21 protein-coding genes are annotated in these 17,611 nt (G+C 51.2%); 12 read left to right on the top strand and 9 right to left on the bottom strand.

All coding sequences use genetic code 11. From position 1 onward, the window contains the following. Positions 1 to 47 precede the first annotated feature (47 nt). Together GA0071314_RS02110 and GA0071314_RS02105 are read left to right on the top strand one after the other, a co-directional pair. The gene (locus GA0071314_RS02110) at positions 48 to 260 is read left to right on the top strand and encodes a DUF1127 domain-containing protein (protein WP_074395092.1); all 213 of its coding nucleotides are present in this window, start codon (positions 48 to 50) and stop codon (positions 258 to 260) included. Next, on the top strand, positions 247 to 1,113 hold the full coding sequence (locus tag GA0071314_RS02105) for a PhzF family phenazine biosynthesis protein (RefSeq protein WP_074395091.1): 867 nt from the start codon (positions 247 to 249) through the stop codon (positions 1,111 to 1,113). The genes GA0071314_RS02110 and GA0071314_RS02105 overlap by 14 nt, the downstream gene beginning before the upstream one ends. Before the next feature lie 103 nt (positions 1,114 to 1,216). Here GA0071314_RS02105 and GA0071314_RS02100 read toward each other — a convergent pair whose 3' ends face one another. Together GA0071314_RS02100 and GA0071314_RS02095 are read right to left on the bottom strand one after the other, a co-directional pair. Next, positions 1,217 to 1,615, bottom strand: a complete 399-nt coding sequence (locus GA0071314_RS02100; RefSeq protein ID WP_074395090.1) for an Hsp20/alpha crystallin family protein — start codon at positions 1,613 to 1,615, stop codon at positions 1,217 to 1,219. 36 nt (positions 1,616 to 1,651) lie between these two features. After that, positions 1,652 to 2,113: an Hsp20/alpha crystallin family protein gene (locus GA0071314_RS02095; protein WP_074395089.1), complete on the bottom strand. Its 462-nt coding sequence runs from the start codon at positions 2,111 to 2,113 to the stop codon at positions 1,652 to 1,654. Positions 2,114 to 2,431: 318 nt separating this feature from the next. Here GA0071314_RS02095 and hpxO point away from each other — a divergent pair, with 318 nt between their 5' ends. Beyond that, positions 2,432 to 3,652, top strand: a complete 1,221-nt coding sequence (gene hpxO / locus GA0071314_RS02090; protein ID WP_074395088.1) for an FAD-dependent urate hydroxylase HpxO — start codon at positions 2,432 to 2,434, stop codon at positions 3,650 to 3,652. Between the two features lie 137 nt (positions 3,653 to 3,789). Here hpxO and GA0071314_RS02085 read toward each other — a convergent pair whose 3' ends face one another. The 3 genes from GA0071314_RS02085 to GA0071314_RS02075 form a co-directional block, all read right to left on the bottom strand. Next, positions 3,790 to 4,722, bottom strand: coding sequence for a nucleotidyl transferase AbiEii/AbiGii toxin family protein (locus tag GA0071314_RS02085; protein ID WP_074395087.1), 933 nt, complete (start codon positions 4,720 to 4,722; stop codon positions 3,790 to 3,792). Continuing rightward, positions 4,709 to 5,248 carry a type IV toxin-antitoxin system AbiEi family antitoxin gene (gene abiEi, locus GA0071314_RS02080; protein WP_074395086.1) on the bottom strand — a complete coding sequence of 180 codons (540 nt, stop codon included), beginning with the start codon at positions 5,246 to 5,248 and terminating at the stop codon, positions 4,709 to 4,711. The genes GA0071314_RS02085 and abiEi (GA0071314_RS02080) overlap by 14 nt, the downstream gene beginning before the upstream one ends. A gap of 143 nt (positions 5,249 to 5,391) precedes the next feature. Then, on the bottom strand, positions 5,392 to 6,333 hold the full coding sequence (locus GA0071314_RS02075) for a hypothetical protein (protein WP_074395085.1): 942 nt from the start codon (positions 6,331 to 6,333) through the stop codon (positions 5,392 to 5,394). Between the two features lie 132 nt (positions 6,334 to 6,465). Here GA0071314_RS02075 and GA0071314_RS02070 point away from each other — a divergent pair, with 132 nt between their 5' ends. Beyond that, a complete protein-coding gene (locus tag GA0071314_RS02070; protein ID WP_074395084.1) occupies positions 6,466 to 6,918 on the top strand; it encodes an Lrp/AsnC family transcriptional regulator in 453 nt (150 codons plus the stop codon). A 23-nt stretch (positions 6,919 to 6,941) separates the two neighbouring features. Here GA0071314_RS02070 and GA0071314_RS02065 read toward each other — a convergent pair whose 3' ends face one another. After that, the gene (locus GA0071314_RS02065) at positions 6,942 to 7,400 is read right to left on the bottom strand and encodes a nucleotide triphosphate diphosphatase NUDT15 (protein WP_074395083.1); all 459 of its coding nucleotides are present in this window, start codon (positions 7,398 to 7,400) and stop codon (positions 6,942 to 6,944) included. A gap of 369 nt (positions 7,401 to 7,769) precedes the next feature. Between GA0071314_RS02065 and GA0071314_RS02055 the strand changes: the two genes are divergently transcribed. After that, positions 7,770 to 8,225: a hypothetical protein gene (locus tag GA0071314_RS02055; protein ID WP_074395081.1), complete on the top strand. Its 456-nt coding sequence runs from the start codon at positions 7,770 to 7,772 to the stop codon at positions 8,223 to 8,225. A gap of 59 nt (positions 8,226 to 8,284) precedes the next feature. On the opposite strand, the gene GA0071314_RS02050 is transcribed toward GA0071314_RS02055, so the two are convergent. Next, a complete protein-coding gene (locus tag GA0071314_RS02050; RefSeq protein WP_074394883.1) occupies positions 8,285 to 9,277 on the bottom strand; it encodes an IS30 family transposase in 993 nt (330 codons plus the stop codon). 75 nt (positions 9,278 to 9,352) lie between these two features. Between GA0071314_RS02050 and GA0071314_RS02045 the strand changes: the two genes are divergently transcribed. The 7 genes from GA0071314_RS02045 (at position 9,353) to GA0071314_RS02010 (ending at position 16,265) form a co-directional block, all read left to right on the top strand. Further along, a complete protein-coding gene (locus tag GA0071314_RS02045; RefSeq protein WP_074395080.1) occupies positions 9,353 to 9,874 on the top strand; it encodes a hypothetical protein in 522 nt (173 codons plus the stop codon). Continuing rightward, entirely contained in the window at positions 9,867 to 11,219 is a 1,353-nt protein-coding gene (locus tag GA0071314_RS02040; RefSeq protein ID WP_074395079.1) for a pyridoxal phosphate-dependent decarboxylase family protein, read from the top strand. The genes GA0071314_RS02045 and GA0071314_RS02040 overlap by 8 nt, the downstream gene beginning before the upstream one ends. An 11-nt stretch (positions 11,220 to 11,230) precedes the next feature. Further along, positions 11,231 to 12,013 (top strand): cupin domain-containing protein, encoded by a 783-nt coding sequence (locus GA0071314_RS19305; protein ID WP_082934178.1) that lies wholly within the window; start codon positions 11,231 to 11,233, stop codon positions 12,011 to 12,013. Between the two features lie 3 nt (positions 12,014 to 12,016). Further along, entirely contained in the window at positions 12,017 to 12,742 is a 726-nt protein-coding gene (locus GA0071314_RS02025; protein ID WP_074395078.1) for a type 1 glutamine amidotransferase domain-containing protein, read from the top strand. Beyond that, complete coding sequence (locus GA0071314_RS02020; protein WP_074395077.1) at positions 12,742 to 14,016, top strand: metal-dependent hydrolase family protein; 1,275 nt, start codon at positions 12,742 to 12,744, stop codon at positions 14,014 to 14,016. The genes GA0071314_RS02025 and GA0071314_RS02020 overlap by 1 nt, the downstream gene beginning before the upstream one ends. Then, entirely contained in the window at positions 14,013 to 15,197 is a 1,185-nt protein-coding gene (locus GA0071314_RS02015; RefSeq protein WP_074395076.1) for an MFS transporter, read from the top strand. Before GA0071314_RS02020 ends, GA0071314_RS02015 begins: the two co-directional genes overlap by 4 nt. A gap of 123 nt (positions 15,198 to 15,320) precedes the next feature. After that, a complete protein-coding gene (locus GA0071314_RS02010) occupies positions 15,321 to 16,265 on the top strand; it encodes a helix-turn-helix domain-containing protein (protein WP_074395075.1) in 945 nt (314 codons plus the stop codon). 32 nt (positions 16,266 to 16,297) lie between these two features. Here the strand turns inward: GA0071314_RS02010 and abiEi (GA0071314_RS02005) are convergent, their stop codons facing one another. Beyond that, positions 16,298 to 16,837 carry a type IV toxin-antitoxin system AbiEi family antitoxin gene (gene abiEi, locus GA0071314_RS02005; RefSeq protein WP_074395074.1) on the bottom strand — a complete coding sequence of 180 codons (540 nt, stop codon included), beginning with the start codon at positions 16,835 to 16,837 and terminating at the stop codon, positions 16,298 to 16,300. Positions 16,838 to 16,905: 68 nt separating this feature from the next. Continuing rightward, positions 16,906 to 17,526, bottom strand: coding sequence for a TetR/AcrR family transcriptional regulator (locus tag GA0071314_RS02000; RefSeq protein ID WP_074395073.1), 621 nt, complete (start codon positions 17,524 to 17,526; stop codon positions 16,906 to 16,908). Positions 17,527 to 17,611 lie beyond the last annotated feature (85 nt).

The following is a 17,611-nucleotide window of genomic DNA, read 5'->3' as shown; positions in this document are numbered from 1 at the left end:
AGTAGCACTGAGTAATCTGGTTGGACATACAACACGGAGGGAGCGTTATGCCGCGTTTCAGCCTCAACCAGCTTCGCTGTCAGTTAAGTTATCAACTGTGTCAATATCATCACTATCGCCGTAGCCGCCGTCAGCTACTGGCGCTGGATGACCGGCTACTGGAGGATATCGGCATTACCCGCGTCCAGGCGCAAAAAGAGGGCCATAAGCCGTTTTGGCAACACTCGTCATGTAAAGGGAGACCGAATGAAGAGCACTGAGTATTATTTGCTAGATGTATTTACCGACCAGCCGTTTGCAGGCAACCCCTTGGCGGTGTTTCTAGATGCCGGTGGGTTAGCAACCAACACCATGCAGGCGTTGGCCAACGAGCTGAATCTTGCCGAAACGGTGTTTTTGGGCGCTGCCACTGGGCCGAACCACTACCCAATGAGGATCTTTACGCCCACCCGAGAGTTGCCCTTTGCCGGCCACCCTACGGTCGGCACCGCGCATCTATTGGCAGATTTAAATCTCGTCAATCGCGAGCAAACCATCGTGCTTCAGCCCCCTATCGGCGAACTGGCGGTACGCTATGAGCAAGGAAGAGCGACGTTTACTACCGCTAAGCCTGCCTCGGTGATGGCGAGCACACTTGATTACGCTACCGCCGCCGAGCTATTAGGTATCAAGGAGCATCAGGTGATGGGCGACCCGGTGATAGCCTCCTGCGGCCTGCCCTTTCATTTGATTGAGCTTACCGATCAGGACGCCTTGGAGTCCGTTTGTATTTCGGCGGCGAGCTGGGCGAATGCCATCACCCCGAGCAACGTGGAACAGATCTACCTTTATGTGAATAAACAGCGAGACGAAATTGACACAACGATTCATAGCCGCATGTTTTCCATGCACGCAAGCATTTGTGAAGACCCCGCTACCGGTAGCGCGGCAGCAGCCCTGACTGGCTACTTGGCACCGATACAACCAAACGTTTTAAGCTGGCAGATTCACCAAGGCGTTGAAATGAACCGCCCCAGTGTTATTCACACCGCCGCCAATGGCGATATCAAGCCCGGTTTCGTTCAGGTTGGCGGTAACGCGGTAGTGGCGGGGAAAGGCGAGTTCTATAAGTGAAGCCTCATTGAGAATAAAAAAGAGTGCCTGCTTTATCACAGGCACTCCTAGCTGAAGCTATTAAAAGGCTCAACAAAACATAGAGGAAGGATACTCACGTCCCTCAAGCAGCTTGGACGTCTATTCGCCGGGTTCGATGGCTATCTTTTTTCGGCAGCGTTACCGTCAGTACACCATTGACGATACGAGCCGTAATGGCATCACCGTCGACTTCGTGACTGAGGTTGAAACGTCGTGCAAAGCGCTGCCCACGTACCTCGGCGTGAAGTGCACTCAGCCCCTCCGGCATGTTGAGGCTGATATTCCCTTCCAGGCTCAGTACGTTATTGTCGAGCTCTACGTTAAGCGATTCATGCGTCACGCCGGGCATATCAGCGACCAGTTTGAGGGCATCAGCCTCTTCAACAATGTCGACCGCTGGCAACAATGTCTCTTCACGGCGTTTCTCTTCGCCACCTTGCTGAACCGCTTGATTATCGGATGAACGAACCATCTTATTCATGGCTTATCACCTCCTAAAATGCTTAATAAACAATGATCAAGCCGCTTGGACATCAATGCGACGCGGCTTAAGCTCCTCGCGCTTGGGCAGTACTATCTCGAATACGCCATGGGCATAACGTGCTTCGGCGCGATCGGCATCCACGCCATCCGGCAATGCAATGGCACGCACGAAGTCACCGTTAACGCGTTCACGGCGAAAGACCGGACGCGAGTTGCCGTTGTTGCCATTGCCGATGACAGATTCACGCTTACCGCGCAGCGTGAGCACATTGTCTTGGACATCAATAGTGAGGTCCGAAGCGTCTAGCCCCGCCGCAAACACATAAACGTGTACGGCTTCATCGCTACGCGCTACGTTGATCATTGGAAAGCTGCCATGCGGCACCGCGCGAATGTCCGCAGCGGCATCATTAGGCAGGAAGTCGTCCAACAACTGCCGGAACCAATCCAGCCGTTGGGGCGAGCCTACGTCAAAACGCTTGAGATCATCGAACATATCGAACACCTCCTACGTTAAGCAGATTGTGGTAAGAGGCCTTCATGCCGTCGCACTGGCCTCTACAAGCTGAAAATAGGATCATTTGAGCGGCTTTCAAGGGTCTCATAGGCAATTTTTTAGAGGTTTTTTCGCCCTGGTTTGCAGCATCGCCATTGTCCAGCAAGTACTCTCCAACACGCCTACTTAGCTTGGCATTGCTGATGCTTGTACATTACGACTCAATTTTGTATACAGTTAGTCACAGCGGTTGGCTGAGGTCGTAAACTGCGCCTGCTCGTCAACATCGCGCTATTTTACCGTTTTAAGGAGTTTGTCATGCCCCGCCCACACCCAACCCCTCTCAACATTCTCGTTATCGGCGCGGGCATTGGGGGACTGAGCACGGCCCTCGCTTTCCAGCAGCAAGGGCACCACGTCAGGGTTGTCGAGCGCGTGGCGACCATCCGCCCAGTGGGCGCGGCGATTTCACTATGGCCTAACGGCGTCAAAGTCATGCATCAGCTGGGGCTTGGCGAAACCATCGAAGGCCTGAGCGGTGAGATGACCCAGATGCGTTATCTCACCCACACCGGGCAAACCTTGACCGACTTCAGTCTTGCACCGCTGTTTGGCGATGTGGGCCAGCGGGCCTGCCCGATTGCCCGCGCCGCGCTTCAACAAACACTGCTGGAGGCCGTCGGGTCCGAGCACATCCAGTTTGGCCGCCGTTGCGATGATTACACGTTAACGCAGGACGGCGTGTCGGCACATTTTGACGACGGCGAAAGCCTACATGCCGACTTGCTGGTAGTGGCCGAAGGCACACACTCAAAACTACGCGGCAAAGTAGTGGGTCACCCCGTTGAGCGCCAATACGTTGGCTACGTGAACTGGAATGTTCGCGTGCCCGCTGATGAAGCCTTGGCACCGCTGAGCCATTGGGACCAGTATGTCGGCGACGCTAAGCGGGTTTCGTTTATGCCCATGGGTAGCGGTGGTAATGAGGAAGGTGCTCAGGAGTTTTATTGCTTCTTTGATGTGCCCCTCCCCGCTGGCACTACCAACGACGCCAATCACTATCGCGATGAGTTACGTGGGCATTTCGCAGGCTGGGCCGAGCCCGTACAGACGTTGATTGAACGCTTTGACCCGGCGCGCATGGCACGCGTGGAAATCTACGATATCCCACCGCTCGATTCGCTAACCGCGCCCCGCGTCGCACTGCTTGGCGACGCCGCCCATGGCATGGCGCCAGACCTCGGCCAGGGCGGCTGCCAAGCCATGGAAGATGCCTGGGTGCTTGCCCAAGCGGTACAGCGGTCACTTGAAGAAAACGCGGACACGTCGGCGGCCATTGCCAGCGCCTTAACGCAGTATGATAGGGCGCGCGTCGACCGGGTGGGGGAAATTGTCCAACGCGCCCGCAAGCGCGCAGCGATGATCCATGGGCACGACGCCACTCACACCCAAGCCTGGTACGACGAGCTCAAGAACGAAGACGGCCAAGCCATCATTGATGGCTTGAAGACCACGGTTACCGGCGGACCGCTGAGATAACCCCAACTGACTTGAAGAGGGGATCTGCCCAGCTCAAGCCGTTAGCCCGATCCCTCTCAAGATCACGGAAGTCACCGACTGCACCGCTTTTTTTTCGAACTGTAGTTCGTCAAGCGTTGGGGGTGTCGATGGGCACGTTAAAGCGTAAATTCTGGAGGCGGTGTATTTGGTTCAGGCCCGTCTAGCGTTGCGACAACCGAACTAAGCATTGTTGTCAGTTCTCGCGACAGAAAGTTGCCGAATAACGGATTATCCAGCGTTCGTTCCAGCGTGTCAGTGGGGAGAAATCGCGTCATTTCTGAATAGAAAGCAGTGCCTGAAATAATACTGGGCAGTTGCTCGATCATGCCGCGCGCCTTGATTGCGTAATTCTCAACGCTGTAATCATTGAGTTTGCGCTGGAGTAAATCAAGTTTAAGTGTCGCGCCTTGCTGCTTTAACCATTGCAGATCCCAGATATCCCGGTGACGCACATACTTTTTGGTGTTCACTAACGAGACGAGCTTGTCTGCCATGATCTCATCGTTACTTTCAGTGACGACCAATAGATCACTGTACCCATCAGGCAGAAAAGGATAGTGAATCTTGATGGCATGCGCCTCGCGGGTATAAGCAGGAATGTTCGCGATCTCCAGCTTGATTCGCTGCTTCGGAATGTCTGGTCGCATGGGTGCGGTTACGACGGCAACCTGCCACTTATCGACTCTTACATCAGCGTATCGAGGATCGTCTCTGAGTTCTTTTGGTGCTTTCACTGTGACCTCAAGACGATAGCGGCTACTCATGTAATCTTCAATACATTCTTTGATCCGCGTAAAGTTTTCACGCTTAAAGTGTCGGTCTCCCGCGAAATCCAGGTCTTCACTAAATCTTGGTGCCCCCCGGCAAAGTCGCAAACACGTTCCCCCTTGGAACGTTAGTGCATCAAGCAGTCCTTCTCTATCAAGGGCATATAGAATATCGAAGTGGAGCAGTTCCTTTTCAATCACCGGGCGCATGGCTTTACGCGCTGGATCCTCCATGGCTTGCGCCACCAGCTTTTCATAATCACCCGGCTCAATCCGGCTCATTTAGCACCTCGATATCGACTAGATGGGTATTTCTCCCTACACGTTTTAGATCAGCCCAGGCAGCTTCAGGTGTCGCGATTTTGAGGGGGCGGCCGATATCCTTCATTCGCTCCATCAATTCAGTGATTGGGCGGCTTGTGTGGGTAAACTCAATGGTGCCATAAGGTGTGTGATAGGTTCCCTTTCGGCCGGTCGTCATCACGGTCAGTCGATCAACCGGAATCTGTGAGATAGCACCGTATTCTGATAAGGCAGACTCTAAAGATACATAGCTGTATTCACCACGCCGCATGGCACGAGCGATACGCTCCAGCCGGTAAGCATCTGGGGTTCGAGACAGGGTATAGCGGTAGATACCTCGCGCAACACCTTCAAGCACCCCATGACGACGGAGTCGGTTTACGCCTTCTTGCAGCGTTTTCGGACTATCCTCGTGGAACAGCTTGGCGATATCTCGCAGCGTAAAGATAGTGCGCCCCCGACGATCCCAAGCATCCAAGCGTTGGCGAGCGAGCATTTGATCCATAAGTAGACACCTGGACTATATATTCATAGTCTAGGTGTATACTTACAGATTTTCAAATCTTCTTCCCTAGCTTAAGCCGTTAGCCCGATCCCTCTCATAATTACCGAGGCGACCAGCTCAAAGCACCTCTAGGGCGTACTTGCTTATTTATTAGTTACCGTGGCTTTGGGCCAGCGAGCGATAATCGCGACAACCACAACGGCAAACAGCAACCTTGCCCACAAAATGCCCGCTATATCGGCCCCGAGCATTAAGATCAGCAGCGTATCTTCTATAACGCTGTGGCAGAGGCCGAGAAAGCAAAGCGCTAATGTGCTTTCTCGCTTGCTAAGCACCCCATTTTGCACGTCACGAATCAACAGCCCCGCGCCATAGCTTAGCCCCAGCGTGAACCCAATCACCGTTACATTAGCGGCCGAACGGCCGATGCCTAATAGCTTGAGTAGCGGTAGCAACCCAAGATGAATCCAGCGCTCCAGGCCAATCTTTTTCAGAAGTTTCAGGAGCACAATCAGCGCTAAAATAATGACAAAAACAAGTGTTAGCGTTTCAAGCTGAGCCACTGCCCAACCACTTAGCGTTGGCGCTGTCGAAAAACTTGGCTGCCATACCAATGCTGCAGGCGCTTGTAACAAATCAAAATACGAATAGAAGCAGTGTAAAAGCCAAGCAAACAACAAAGCCCCACCGACACGCAGCACTAGCGTAGCCCACCAGGGTACACCCGCACGCTTGGCAACCGCCCCCTCAACAGGGATCGAGTGTCCTACCAGCATTAACGCACCTAGCACGGTTACTTGCTCGCAACTCAAGGGCGTATCACCAGCAACTTGGAAAAATACCGCGATGGCGGTGTACAAATTAGTGAAGAGCGCCGCCGCCCAAACAATACCCATTTGCTCGGGCAATCCCAGCACGCTCATTAAAGGGGCCAATACGGCGCCCAACCAACCGACCACACCTAGCAGTTCTAATCCTTTGACGATAAGCAACGCCGGGATCAGGATTTTGAGTAGCGTCATGTATACGCGCAGCGCATCTTTGAGAACGCTAGATAAGCTACCTAATAGGTGATAAATGCTCATACACCTCTGGCTCTCCATTGCCATCGTCTGAATAATCGTTATTGTAAAAGAGGCAATGCAGAATCTTCTTTTCAATACCGCACTAACGATCACTATTCGTTCTTTATAAGCGCAGGGAGAGCATTTTATTTCATGGATGCCATTGATCGACGAATCCTTGACCAGCTACAGCGTGACGCCAGCCTGACCAATCAAGCGTTAGCGGATGAGATAGGGCTCTCTCCCTCTGCCTGTTTAAAGCGGGTTAAGCGGTTGCGCGACGCGGGAATCATCGAGCGGGAGGTGGCGCTGCTCAACCCCAACACCTTGGGGCAGTGCCTACATATGGTGGTGGAGGTGACAATGGAGCGGGATAACAAGTCGCTCTACCAGCGCTTTTTGACATCCGCTCTGAGCGCACCGGAGGTTAAGCAATGTTACCAAGTGACCGGTGAGTGTGACTTTGTATTGATTGTGACGGTGGCTGATTTAGATGAGTACGACCGTTTCCTTGACCGAGTGCTCTATAGCGATGACAACCTACGCAAGTTCCGCACGTTACTGTCGCGTAAGCAGCATAAGTTTGAGACGTCGGTGCCGATATAAAATCTCGCTCTACATCGCGTGATTTACGCTACTGGAACGATGGGATACGTCAGCCAGCCGGTTGGCGGCTCATGACCCCGCCAGTGGGCAAGTACCGCCTGGCTGGCCGGGAATAACGGCGTGGGAAGCGCGCCGGCTCTGAACCAGCGCCATTGAGTAAATACTTCCGGCTCAAGCACCAATGCGTCAGCCTCCTGTTCCACGTTGGCGAGCACTGCCCCTGTTATGATAGAGGCTGCACTATTCAAGTTCTGGGTAACCGCCAGCAATTTTGGACGCTGCAGCTCGGAAATACCCGTTTCTTCAGCAACTTCGCGAACAGCCGCCGCTTCAAATGATTCTCCCGCATCAACATGGCCGCCGGGTAAACACCAGCATGGCGATTCACCGGGCTTATCGCGGTAGCCAAGCAGCACAGCGCCGTCAGGCCGGGCAAGAATAGCGCCAACACCGATAACAGGCTGTCCGGTATAACTCTCCATTTTTCTTTTATCTCTTGATGAAATTAGGGGTTATAGATCTTCTTCGTACTGAGATTAGCATTGACGCGGGCATTTCGTCTTTAGGCAAACGACCATTTGCCAAATGATGGTGTTGTTCATCTGGATCCATTCAAGCAATTACCCGCCAGGAATAAGCATACTCTGGCGAGACTTAATCCGGTTAGCTGACCTCATCGGTGGAATCCAAGCTGCGAATCCATGTAAATCTTTGATGGGCGCTCCGACCATTGATAAGTGAAACAACCGCCAAATACGCAACAAACTGAAAAACTAAAGCAACTTTAGCCAACTCAGCCATTTTAAACTGAACTAGGATTTTAATAAACGTCGCACAAGGAGGATACATATATGCAGAATGTAGACTATATAGAGACATTTCTTCCTGAAGATATCAAAACATTTTGCTACCTCAGGCAGTCAAAACTCACCTCAAAAATAGCTATCGAATCACTGAGCGGATTTAACAAAATCAGCAGCCAGGCACAGATAGCCGCATTAAATAACATGATCGATAAAATCAGTTTTTTTGAGGTAAAAGAAGTATATGCACCTGCTGCCAATTATGCTCTTTTCGATAATTACTTCCGCATACGCCGCATACAAAGTCGCAATATTGAGGCGGCTATAAAGTCTCATCTCCTGGCTTTTCGTAGCGCCATCATTGATGCTCAGCAGAATGGTTCGCAGCTTCCTCATGATGAGTGGCAACAGATAATGAGAATGCTTCCCCTGATTGTTGGAAAAATACTCGACCAAGACAACACTGACATAACTGGCAATCAAGAGGAGGCTCTTGCCCAATGAACACACATCTAAAGCGCTGGACAACAGGCCATCATCTTTTTATTTCTCTAATCCTGAATTCAACTAATAAGTGCAGCACCCGCGGTTTCTAGCGCTCCTGAATATTCTCCTAAGAACACCTGGGCTGGGGTTCGGTATCCCAGCCGCTTTCTGGGTCTATCGTTCAGCTTGTGAACAACGCGTCGCAGCTCTACATTAGTCACCTTCCGGAAGTCTGTACCTTTCGGAAAATACTGCCTGATCAGGCCGTTGGTGTTCTCGTTTGTCCCACGTTGGCCTGAGCAGTAAGGATCACAGAAATACACGGAGGCGCTAACCGCTTTTGCGACCGTCTCGTGGTCTGCAAACTCCGAGCCATTGTCTAGCGTGATCGTCTTCACCGCGCCCCGACGAGGCTTAAGTAACCGAACCATGGCTTTCTGCGTTAGTTCTGCCGTTACCTTTGGAAGACGTGCCGCCAACAAGTAGCCACTTCGTCGCTCTACCAACGTCACTATCCCCGCTTGCTTGTGCCCATAAAGCACCGTGTCGCCTTCCCAGTGACCGATGGTGAGGCGTCTTTCGATAGCAGGCGGCCGATGCTCTATCCCCACACGCTTAGGAATCTTGCCTAGTCCTGCGCTTTTGGCATTGGCACGATGTTTACTGCGACGCTTGGGCTGGCGGAGGTGTCGCCACAAATCGCCACCCTTGGCCTTATCGTCCCAGATCAACGAATAGACCCATTGATGACTCACCCCTATACCCGTCAACGGCGCCATAAAACCGCTAATCTGCTCTGGACTCCATTCTTCCCTAAGCCTGTCAGCTACGGCATTGATCAGGCTAGGGAGTCGCTTTGTCCACTTCCAAGCAGAGCGGCGTCTCTGATCGCTGTAACGCTGCGCTTTTGCGGGTTCATATCCCTTGGCACCTGAATTACGTCTCAGCTCACGGCTCACGGTACTGCTGTGAATGCCAAGCTGTTGAGCAATCTGACGTTGGCTCACCCCTACATCCCTGTGGGCAAAAATTTGATATCGTTGTGCCTGGGTCAGTTGTCGGTATCCCATACTCTGCTTCACTTTGGTCGGTAAGGCGGAGAGGGTACCGCTGCTGGCCCTCCTGCCTCTACCGTATGATCCAAAGTGCTGCAGTTATTCTATGAATTCAGGATTCAAGGGACTCTTATTAGTCTATCCCGCTTTGAAAACAACTTAAAAGCTGGAAACACCTCCAGGGCCAAAGGAGAGCTGTTGGATGCAGCAGCGCTTTTGGAGGTTTCGTCGTTTTCTATGAAATTTGCAGCGGATTTCAGCCGTGATAATTATATAAATGTGATTAGGCCCTCTATGCCAAATCGCTTCAGTGGATTGGACTCATCTGACCACAATGCGCTTGTAAGACAGATGAAAGCATTGCGGCCCTATTTTCTAGATCTTCCAGACGATCTTTCAGACGCGAAGGAGGCCTTCGATAATGCTCTAGCCAAAGCTTATGAAGCGCATGCATATGTCTGTGACCAGTTTGTACAAGAACAGACTAGCCTCCGAACAAAGGCATCGGCATCACCAGCCCGCGAAGTACTCAAAAATTTCAAAAGGAAGCGACTTTCAACTATTGATGCGGACTTATCGAAACTTTCAACTGAAGGAGTTCCCAATGAATAGCTTCTCTCGGGAAACAAAACTTCTTCATGAAAGCCTCAAGGTTTTAGAAGAAGGTTATAGTCACTTACCCAAGACAGAGGAGTCAAACGATCCTGTAAATATGTCAAGAATTTTGCGAGATGTCGCCGAGAGACTCCACGATAACTACCCCTACTTTCATCCTTACTATTTAGGCCAGATGCTTAAGCCTCCACATCACGTTGCCCGTTTGGCCTACCAGCTCGCTCTGCACATCAATCCCAATAATCATGCACTTGACGGAGGCATTGCCAGTTCTGCCATGGAAAAGGAGGCAGTGAAAGGTATAGCTGAAATGTTCGAGATTACCCACTACCTTGGTCATCTAACCAGTGGTGGAACAATGGCCAATCTTGAGGCTCTGTGGATTGCAAACCTGGAACATCCCGGAAAAGCTATTGCCGCGTCAGATCAGGCCCACTATACCCACCAGCGGATCAGTGGTGTATTGGGATTGGAGTTTAGGGAGATACCCAGCGACTCGATAGGGCGCATGGACATTCAAGCCTTGGATAAAATGCTTGGCGACGGAACAATAGGTACTGTCGTAGTAACGCTTGGAACAACAGGATTCGGCGCCATTGATCCATTATTTGAGGTGCTTCAGCTTCGGAAACACTATGACTTTCGGATACATGTCGATGCCGCATATGGCGGTTACTTCATGCTCGATGAATCTCTTGATGAGTCGATCAGGCGACATTTTAGCAGCATTCAGTTTACCGACTCTGTTGTCATCGATCCACATAAACATGGCCTGCAACCATACGGCTGTGGGTGCGTTCTATTTTCAGACCCTCTCGTAGGCAGACACTACCAGCACGAATCGCCATATACCTATTTCAGCTCAGATGAACTACATCTGGGAGAAATAAGCCTCGAGTGCTCTCGGGCAGGGGCCTCGGCAGTTGCCCTTTACGCGACAATGCAGGCGTTTCCATTAAAACCCGGAGGGGAATTGGGTCAACGCCTAGCCAGAAGTAGGCAGGCTGCACAGCGGCTTGTATCTCTTGTACACGCCGATTGTCGATTTCTCACTGCCTGGGTACCGGATCTGGATATTGCAGTTTGGATGCCCAAAGGGGCTAAAGCTAGTGAGGTGTCACAGTTATCCCAAGCCCTGTTACAGAGCTGTGCTACTCAGGAAATTCACCTAGCTCTGTTTCAGGTTCCAAAAGCTATGGTATCCATCCGAGCTCCAAAGCTGGAGTGGGATATAGACCATGTCACCTGCCTTCGTGCATGCCTCATGAAGCCTGAACACCTCAACTATCTCGACGAGATATGGCAGCGCATTAGCGCAGCCATGGATTGTGTTAGTAAATAAAGGAGACTCTTATGTCATTTATCGCTTTGGCGACTTCTGCTCGCGCTTTGGTCGACGACTTCAATGCTCGCGACTGGTCAGGAGTCATCGCACGCTGCGGTTACCAAGTTTGTTTTAAAGATATGGCTACTTCTAATGCCACCAGCGATATCCAAAAAAGCGTGGACAGTTTACAGCAATGGGTCAGCTCATTCCCTGATCTGAGAGCAACCCTCATTTCACATCATTTCGCTGAGAAAGTAGACATCGGTGAACTTCTGTTTGAAGGCCACCAGCAAGGCGGCTTTATAGTTGAGGATGGAAAGATACCTGCCACTGGCCGCAAGGTCTCCTGGGCTGCTTGCATTGTTATTGAGAAGCGACAAGAGAAGATCAGCGACATTCGCCTCTATTATGACCTGGGAACAATATTGGACCAACTTGCAACCCCCATCCCATCCCTTCCCACCCATTCGAGAAAAAGATTTGGAGAAGACAGTGACACGATCGATTCAAGACTTAAAGAAATTCAATCACGCTGGGCTGCAGATGGCTTCAATTTTGTTGAGTGGCGTGACCCTCCTGGGAAGAATTGGCCTCCTATCATTCACCCCGTCGATGAAGTCGTTTATCTGATCCAGGGAACATTGGTCTTTGTTGTTGATGGAGAATATATACGTGTCGAACCCGGGCAAGAGATATTTGTACCCGCAGGAGCTACACACACCGTCCATAACAATAGCGATTCGATGAACCACTGGTGTTATGGGTATCGCCTCAATAGTAATGACACGGCCAGCTTGAGGAAGAGATAGCTTATGCGAGTTTTAATAATCCTCAGCGAAGCTACACATATTCAGGGTAGTGATGGACTCAATCGTGAGACAGGTTATTGGTTAGAGGAATTTGCATTACCTTATCAATACCTGACGCAAAGAGGTATCGATATAACTGTGGCCACGCCCACCGGTAAGCTCCCCGTACCTGATCCAGCCAGTTTGGATGTCGATGGCGCTGGTGAATGCAAGAACTGGGAACAACCAGATCAGTTCCAGTATGGCTTACAACTTCACCGCCTTTTCAAGGACGAACGGATGTTTGCTTCTCTTGCTGATCTTTCAAGTACTGATCTAAACGCCTACAAAGGGGTTTTTGTGCCTGGTGGTTATGCCCCGATGGTCGACTTAGCTAGTAATAAATCTGTAGGCAGGGTGTTATGGCATTTTCATTGCCGGGGGCTTCCAACAGCTTTATTTTGCCATGGCCCAATAGCCCTACTTAGTACGGGGAGGACTCAAAAAGGCTTTGCGTATGAAGGATATGCAGTTACTGCATTCAGCCAACAGGAGGAAGCTGACACGGAGCTAGGGCGAGTTATTGTGCAAGATGCCCCAACTGCTTTGACCCAAGCTGGCTGCCTTTACCGCAACGGGGGGAGCTGGAGTTCCTTTACCGTCAAGGATCGTGAGCTGGTCACGGGCCAAAACACTCAGTCTACGCATGCGGTGATGCAGACTTTCTATACCTTACTTAAGGAAGCTTAATGATGAGTAAATTATTCATATATGGTGGAGAGCTTTATAACGGACTCGGAGACCCCGCGACCAATAACACCGGGATACTCGTTGAGCAAGGTATCATCATGCGCATGGATATCCACCCCACTGAGCTTGAGTCGATGCTAGAAAACCCTTCAATCCATACCATTGATGCTACTGATCGATGGATTATGCCAGGACTTATCGACGGACATTGCCATCTCACTTTCGGGCATCCTAGCTGGGGCCAGGCTCTACCCGATGGCAGCACTTCGAGAGTAGAACTGTGTACGTTACGGGCAATAGAAAATGCCAAGGCAGTGCTGGCCTCCGGCGTAACCGGCATCTCAGTTCCTGGAGGTGCTTGGTTCGCTGACGTCGCGGTTCGTGATGCAATCAATCTTGGAGTAACTCAAGGGCCACGTATTTTTGCTGGGGGGCGATTTATTTCGACATATGACACCATCGCCGATCCAGACCCTTCCTCTATCGGCACTCCAGAACATGGCATCGGAATTCTCGCAAACACCAAAGAAGAGATGGTCGCGGAAGTAAGACGCCAAGCCAAAAATGGCGTGGATCTCATCAAAGTTGGAGATAGCCCCTGGGGTAATGAACAGATGATTTCACTGGTGGAGCTGCAAGCCATCACGGACGAAGCTCACCGTCGCAACAAACGGGTAACGATTCACGCTCGTGGCGCTGGTTCAACTCGTATTGCTGCAGAAGCTGGAGTCGATTGGATCATGCATGCAGACTATGCACGTGCAGAAGAACTGGTAACTGTCGCCGAGCGGGGAACACCAATAATGCCTACCCTTGCCGCTCTGGAAGTGATCTGCCGCCATGGGGCAGAGTACGGTATCCCCCAACCCATCATTGATCAGGTTCGACTAAACCGAGACTGCGCCATCGCCATGCTCGAGTTGAGTAGAGAGTATGGAATAACCCTGCTTTGCGGGACGGACACCGGAAACAGCCAAATCATGCAATACGGAAAGTACCATGCGCTGGAAATGGACTTGCTGATGGAATATGCCGGCCTATCGCCTCAGGAGGCCATCAAGGCAGCCACAAGCGACAACGCCTTGACCTTAGGCTTGGAAGGGAAGCTAGGCGCGCTTGCCCCAGGCTATATGGCTGATCTTATCGTAGTGAACAAGGATCCTGCAAAAGGATTTGCTTCTATTCATAATCCTCAGAACCTTGAGCATGTCGTGAAGGCTGGTGAGCTTACTCAACTGATACCATTCCGACATGGGCACCAGGGGGCCTCATGACGGTCTCTCAGAATCTGGAGGATAACGTTACGTTCCGTACGATCGTCCTTATGCTTGGTGTGGCAGTCATTGGCTCTAACGCGTTCCTCATGAGTCCCATTCTGAATGATATAGCCCACTCACTGAGGGCCAGCGTTGCTCAGGTAGCCTGGGCTGTGTCTGCTTACGGCGGCTCAACGGCAATGGCTGGGCTGTTTCTGACAGGGTTAGCTCAACGCCTCGAGTATCGCCTGACGCTTCAATTGTCAGGCTGCACTCTAGCGGCAGGCATTCTTGCCTCAGGGCTAGCAACCGACTGGGCGATACTGATTTTAGCCCAGTCGTTGGCTGGCGTGGGAGCGGGCATAATGCTGCCAACACTGTACTCGATGACGGCGATTATTGCCCCTAAAGGGCATGAATCAGCCACACTGGGGAAGGTCATCACTGGGTGGTCTTTAGCTATGGTGGCCGGTGTTCCATTGAGCGCATTTGTTTCAGACTTACTATCATGGCGCTACGCCTATTATTTAGTCTTCCTCCTGACCTTCCTTGCCACTCTGGGCTTTTCTCGTCTTCCTCCAGGGAGGGCAAGCGTCGCGGGTGGATCCACAACACTGGTTCAGGCCTTGGCCATCCCAGAAGCAAAATCAACATTGATGATCAGCTTCCTATATATGGTGAGCTTCTATGGCACGTACACATTTCTTGGAAGCCAAGTTCAGCAAGGATTGGATCTAGCAGCGGCTCATGCAGGCTTTGCGGTATTGGCCTACGGTCTTGGGTTTGGCTTGGCTGGTATGTGTGGGAGCCTTCTCGATATTTGGACACCTCAGAAATTAATCAGAACCGTCCTCCTGGCCATTGCTGGCATCTACCTGGGGTTTCTACTCCTAGCTCAGCAATATTGGAGCTTGGTACTAGGGTGTATGCTTTGGGGCATCGTCAACCAGATAGGACTCAACTGCCTAGTTTCTATTCTCACGCAGCTCGATGAACGGCAACGGGTGCGGCTTATGGGAATATATAGTGCCGTGGCCTACGGAGGAACCATGGTGGCAGGAATTACTTTCGGTTGGTTGTACCAATTGGGGCAATTCCCCATACTGCTTCTGACCGCAGCAGCCCTATGCCTGACCGCTTTTCTAATCAGTGTTTGGCAGTGCGGTGGCTTTGTGAGGCTTGGCCAACCGCCCTGGTGAACCAGCCAACATATTTGTGACGCGCTTCCCTCGGCAATCAGATTCGATGCGTTATAATCTGGCACGCATCCTAATCAAAGATGCTAGGCTTTAGGTTGATGTCCTGATCCAAGGATGATGACTATGCGGAACGTCAGCTCCAGTCCGGTTCGCGGAGATGATTACGAGAAATATATTCCAGGCGAAATGGCACTTAGCTCATCCAATTCACAATTGGGGAGTTATTATGTCGGCTGGCACACTCAGCCCCGCGATCCCGAGGAAAGCTTACGCCCTGCCACAGAAGAACATCAATTCGTTTTGTATAGCGCTAACGAGGAAATTGGTGAGTATCAGTACAATAATGGCGGTTGGCGTACTTATCGAAAGCGAAAACATGACTGGTTTATCGCGCCTGCACTAGAAAACCAGATTTACTGGAAACCGCACTCTGGAGAAGCGAGTCAAACACCCTGTATTTGCCGAATACACTTGTCACCTGAACTTCTTCACTTAAAGGCAATTGAATGCTTTGGCCAGGCGAACCCTGTTATCCGAGTCGGCCATCGCATGAACATTCAGGATCCCGTAATGACCGGTTTGGCGTGCGGGCTCAAGGATGCATTGGCTTCTCCTTCAGCTATTTCATCACTTTATGTAGAGCAAACGCTTAACTTGTTTGCACTACATGTTTTGAAACGATATAGCAGCGTTGAAAAAAAGGAAATCTCCAAAAAACCTAGGTTATCTCGGGCACGACGTAGAGAGGTGATTGATTTTATTCAGGCCAATTTAGCTAATGATATTTCGCTTGACGAACTAGCCAAAGTGGCTTGCCTTAGCAAATATTACTTTATTCATGCTTTTAAAACCACTTTTGGTATGACACCTCTTCAATATGTCATCGCTCAGCGCATTCACAAAGCATCACAGCTACTGATAACTACGGAACTGCCTATTGGATTGATCTCCGAGCGTTGCGGGTTTAATAGCGCTTCATCTTTCTCAAAGACATTCTCTCAAGTTGTCAAGGCCACTCCAAGAGATTATAGAGCCAAATGTTCAGTATATAAGCCGGATTTCTCATAGCTTTCACCACTAGCTTTTCATAATCCCCAGGCTCAATTCGGTTCATTCAACACCTCAACATCGACCATATGGGTATTTCGCCCTACGCGTTTAAGGTCAGCCCAAGCGGCTTCAGGCGTCGCGATTTTGAGGGGCCGACCAATATCTTTCATGCGCCCCATCAGCTCGGTGACTGGGCGGCGTGTATGGGTGAACTCGATGGTGCCATAAGGTGTGCGATAAGTGCCCTTTCGGCCGGTGGTCATAACAGTCAGTCGATCCACCGGAATCTGTGAGATAGCGCCATATTCAGATAAAGCCGACTCTAAGGAGACGTAACTATATTCGCCGCGCCGCATGGCCCGGGCGATACGCTCCAGTCGATAAGCGTCTGGAGTTCGAGACAGGGTATAGCGATAGATACCCCGCGCAACACTTTCCAGCACTCCATGACGACGGAGGCGGTTCACCCCTTCCTGTAGCGTTTTCGAGTTATCTTCATGGAACAGCTTGGCGAGATCTCGCAACGTGAAAATAGTGCGCCCCTGGCGATCCCATGCATCCAAGCGTTGGCGGGCGACCATATGATTCATAAGTGAACACCTAGACTATATATACATAGCATAGATGTACACTTAAATGCCTTCAAGCCACTTTTCGTTCACGCCGTCAGGCCAATCCCCCGAAGGATGACCGAGGTGACTGACTGCACGGCTTTTTCAAACTGCAGGTCGTCAAGCGGTTGGTCGTCGTTGAGCAGGTAGATCTGGTAGTCGAAGTCGGCGTAGTGCTGGGTCGACGCCCAGATCATGTAGAGCAGATAGGAAGGCTCGACGGGATTGATCTGGCCCGTGTCGATCCATTCACGAATCTTGGCCTCCTTGAGCTTGGCCCATTCGTAAAGGTTGTCGCGCAGGCACTCTTTAAGGATCGGTGCACCCTGCATCACCTCGGCGGCCCAGACCTTGGAACCGTGGGCGCGGTTACGCGAGTGGTTCATCTTGGCGCGAATGTAGCTGGAGAGCACCACGCGGGGATCGTCATAGAGCTCAAAGCACAGCGCGTCCTGCTTCCATACCTCCAAAAGCTCCAGCAGCACTTCCTGATAGAGGGCTTTTTTGGTCGCAAAGTAATAGTGCACATTGGATTTGGGAATGTCGGCCAGCTGGGCGATATCGCCCATGGAGGCGCCGGCATAGCCCTTTTCAGCAAACAGCTGTTCCGCCGCCTGAAGAATCTTTTTCACGTTGGTTTGCCGAATTTCGTCCTGAGTTCTTGCCACGCTGTCCTCGTCCCTTTTACGCCTGAAGTACGCACCAAAAAAAGCACCACCGCCGGGCGATGGTGCTGAGAAGATGTCCTAGTTA

It is taken from the genome of Halomonas sp. HL-93, from assembly GCF_900086985.1.
Classification (GTDB): domain Bacteria; phylum Pseudomonadota; class Gammaproteobacteria; order Pseudomonadales; family Halomonadaceae; genus Vreelandella.
The sequence above is the reverse complement of the archived record's forward strand: the minus strand, read 5'-3'. Positions and strand labels throughout refer to the sequence as shown.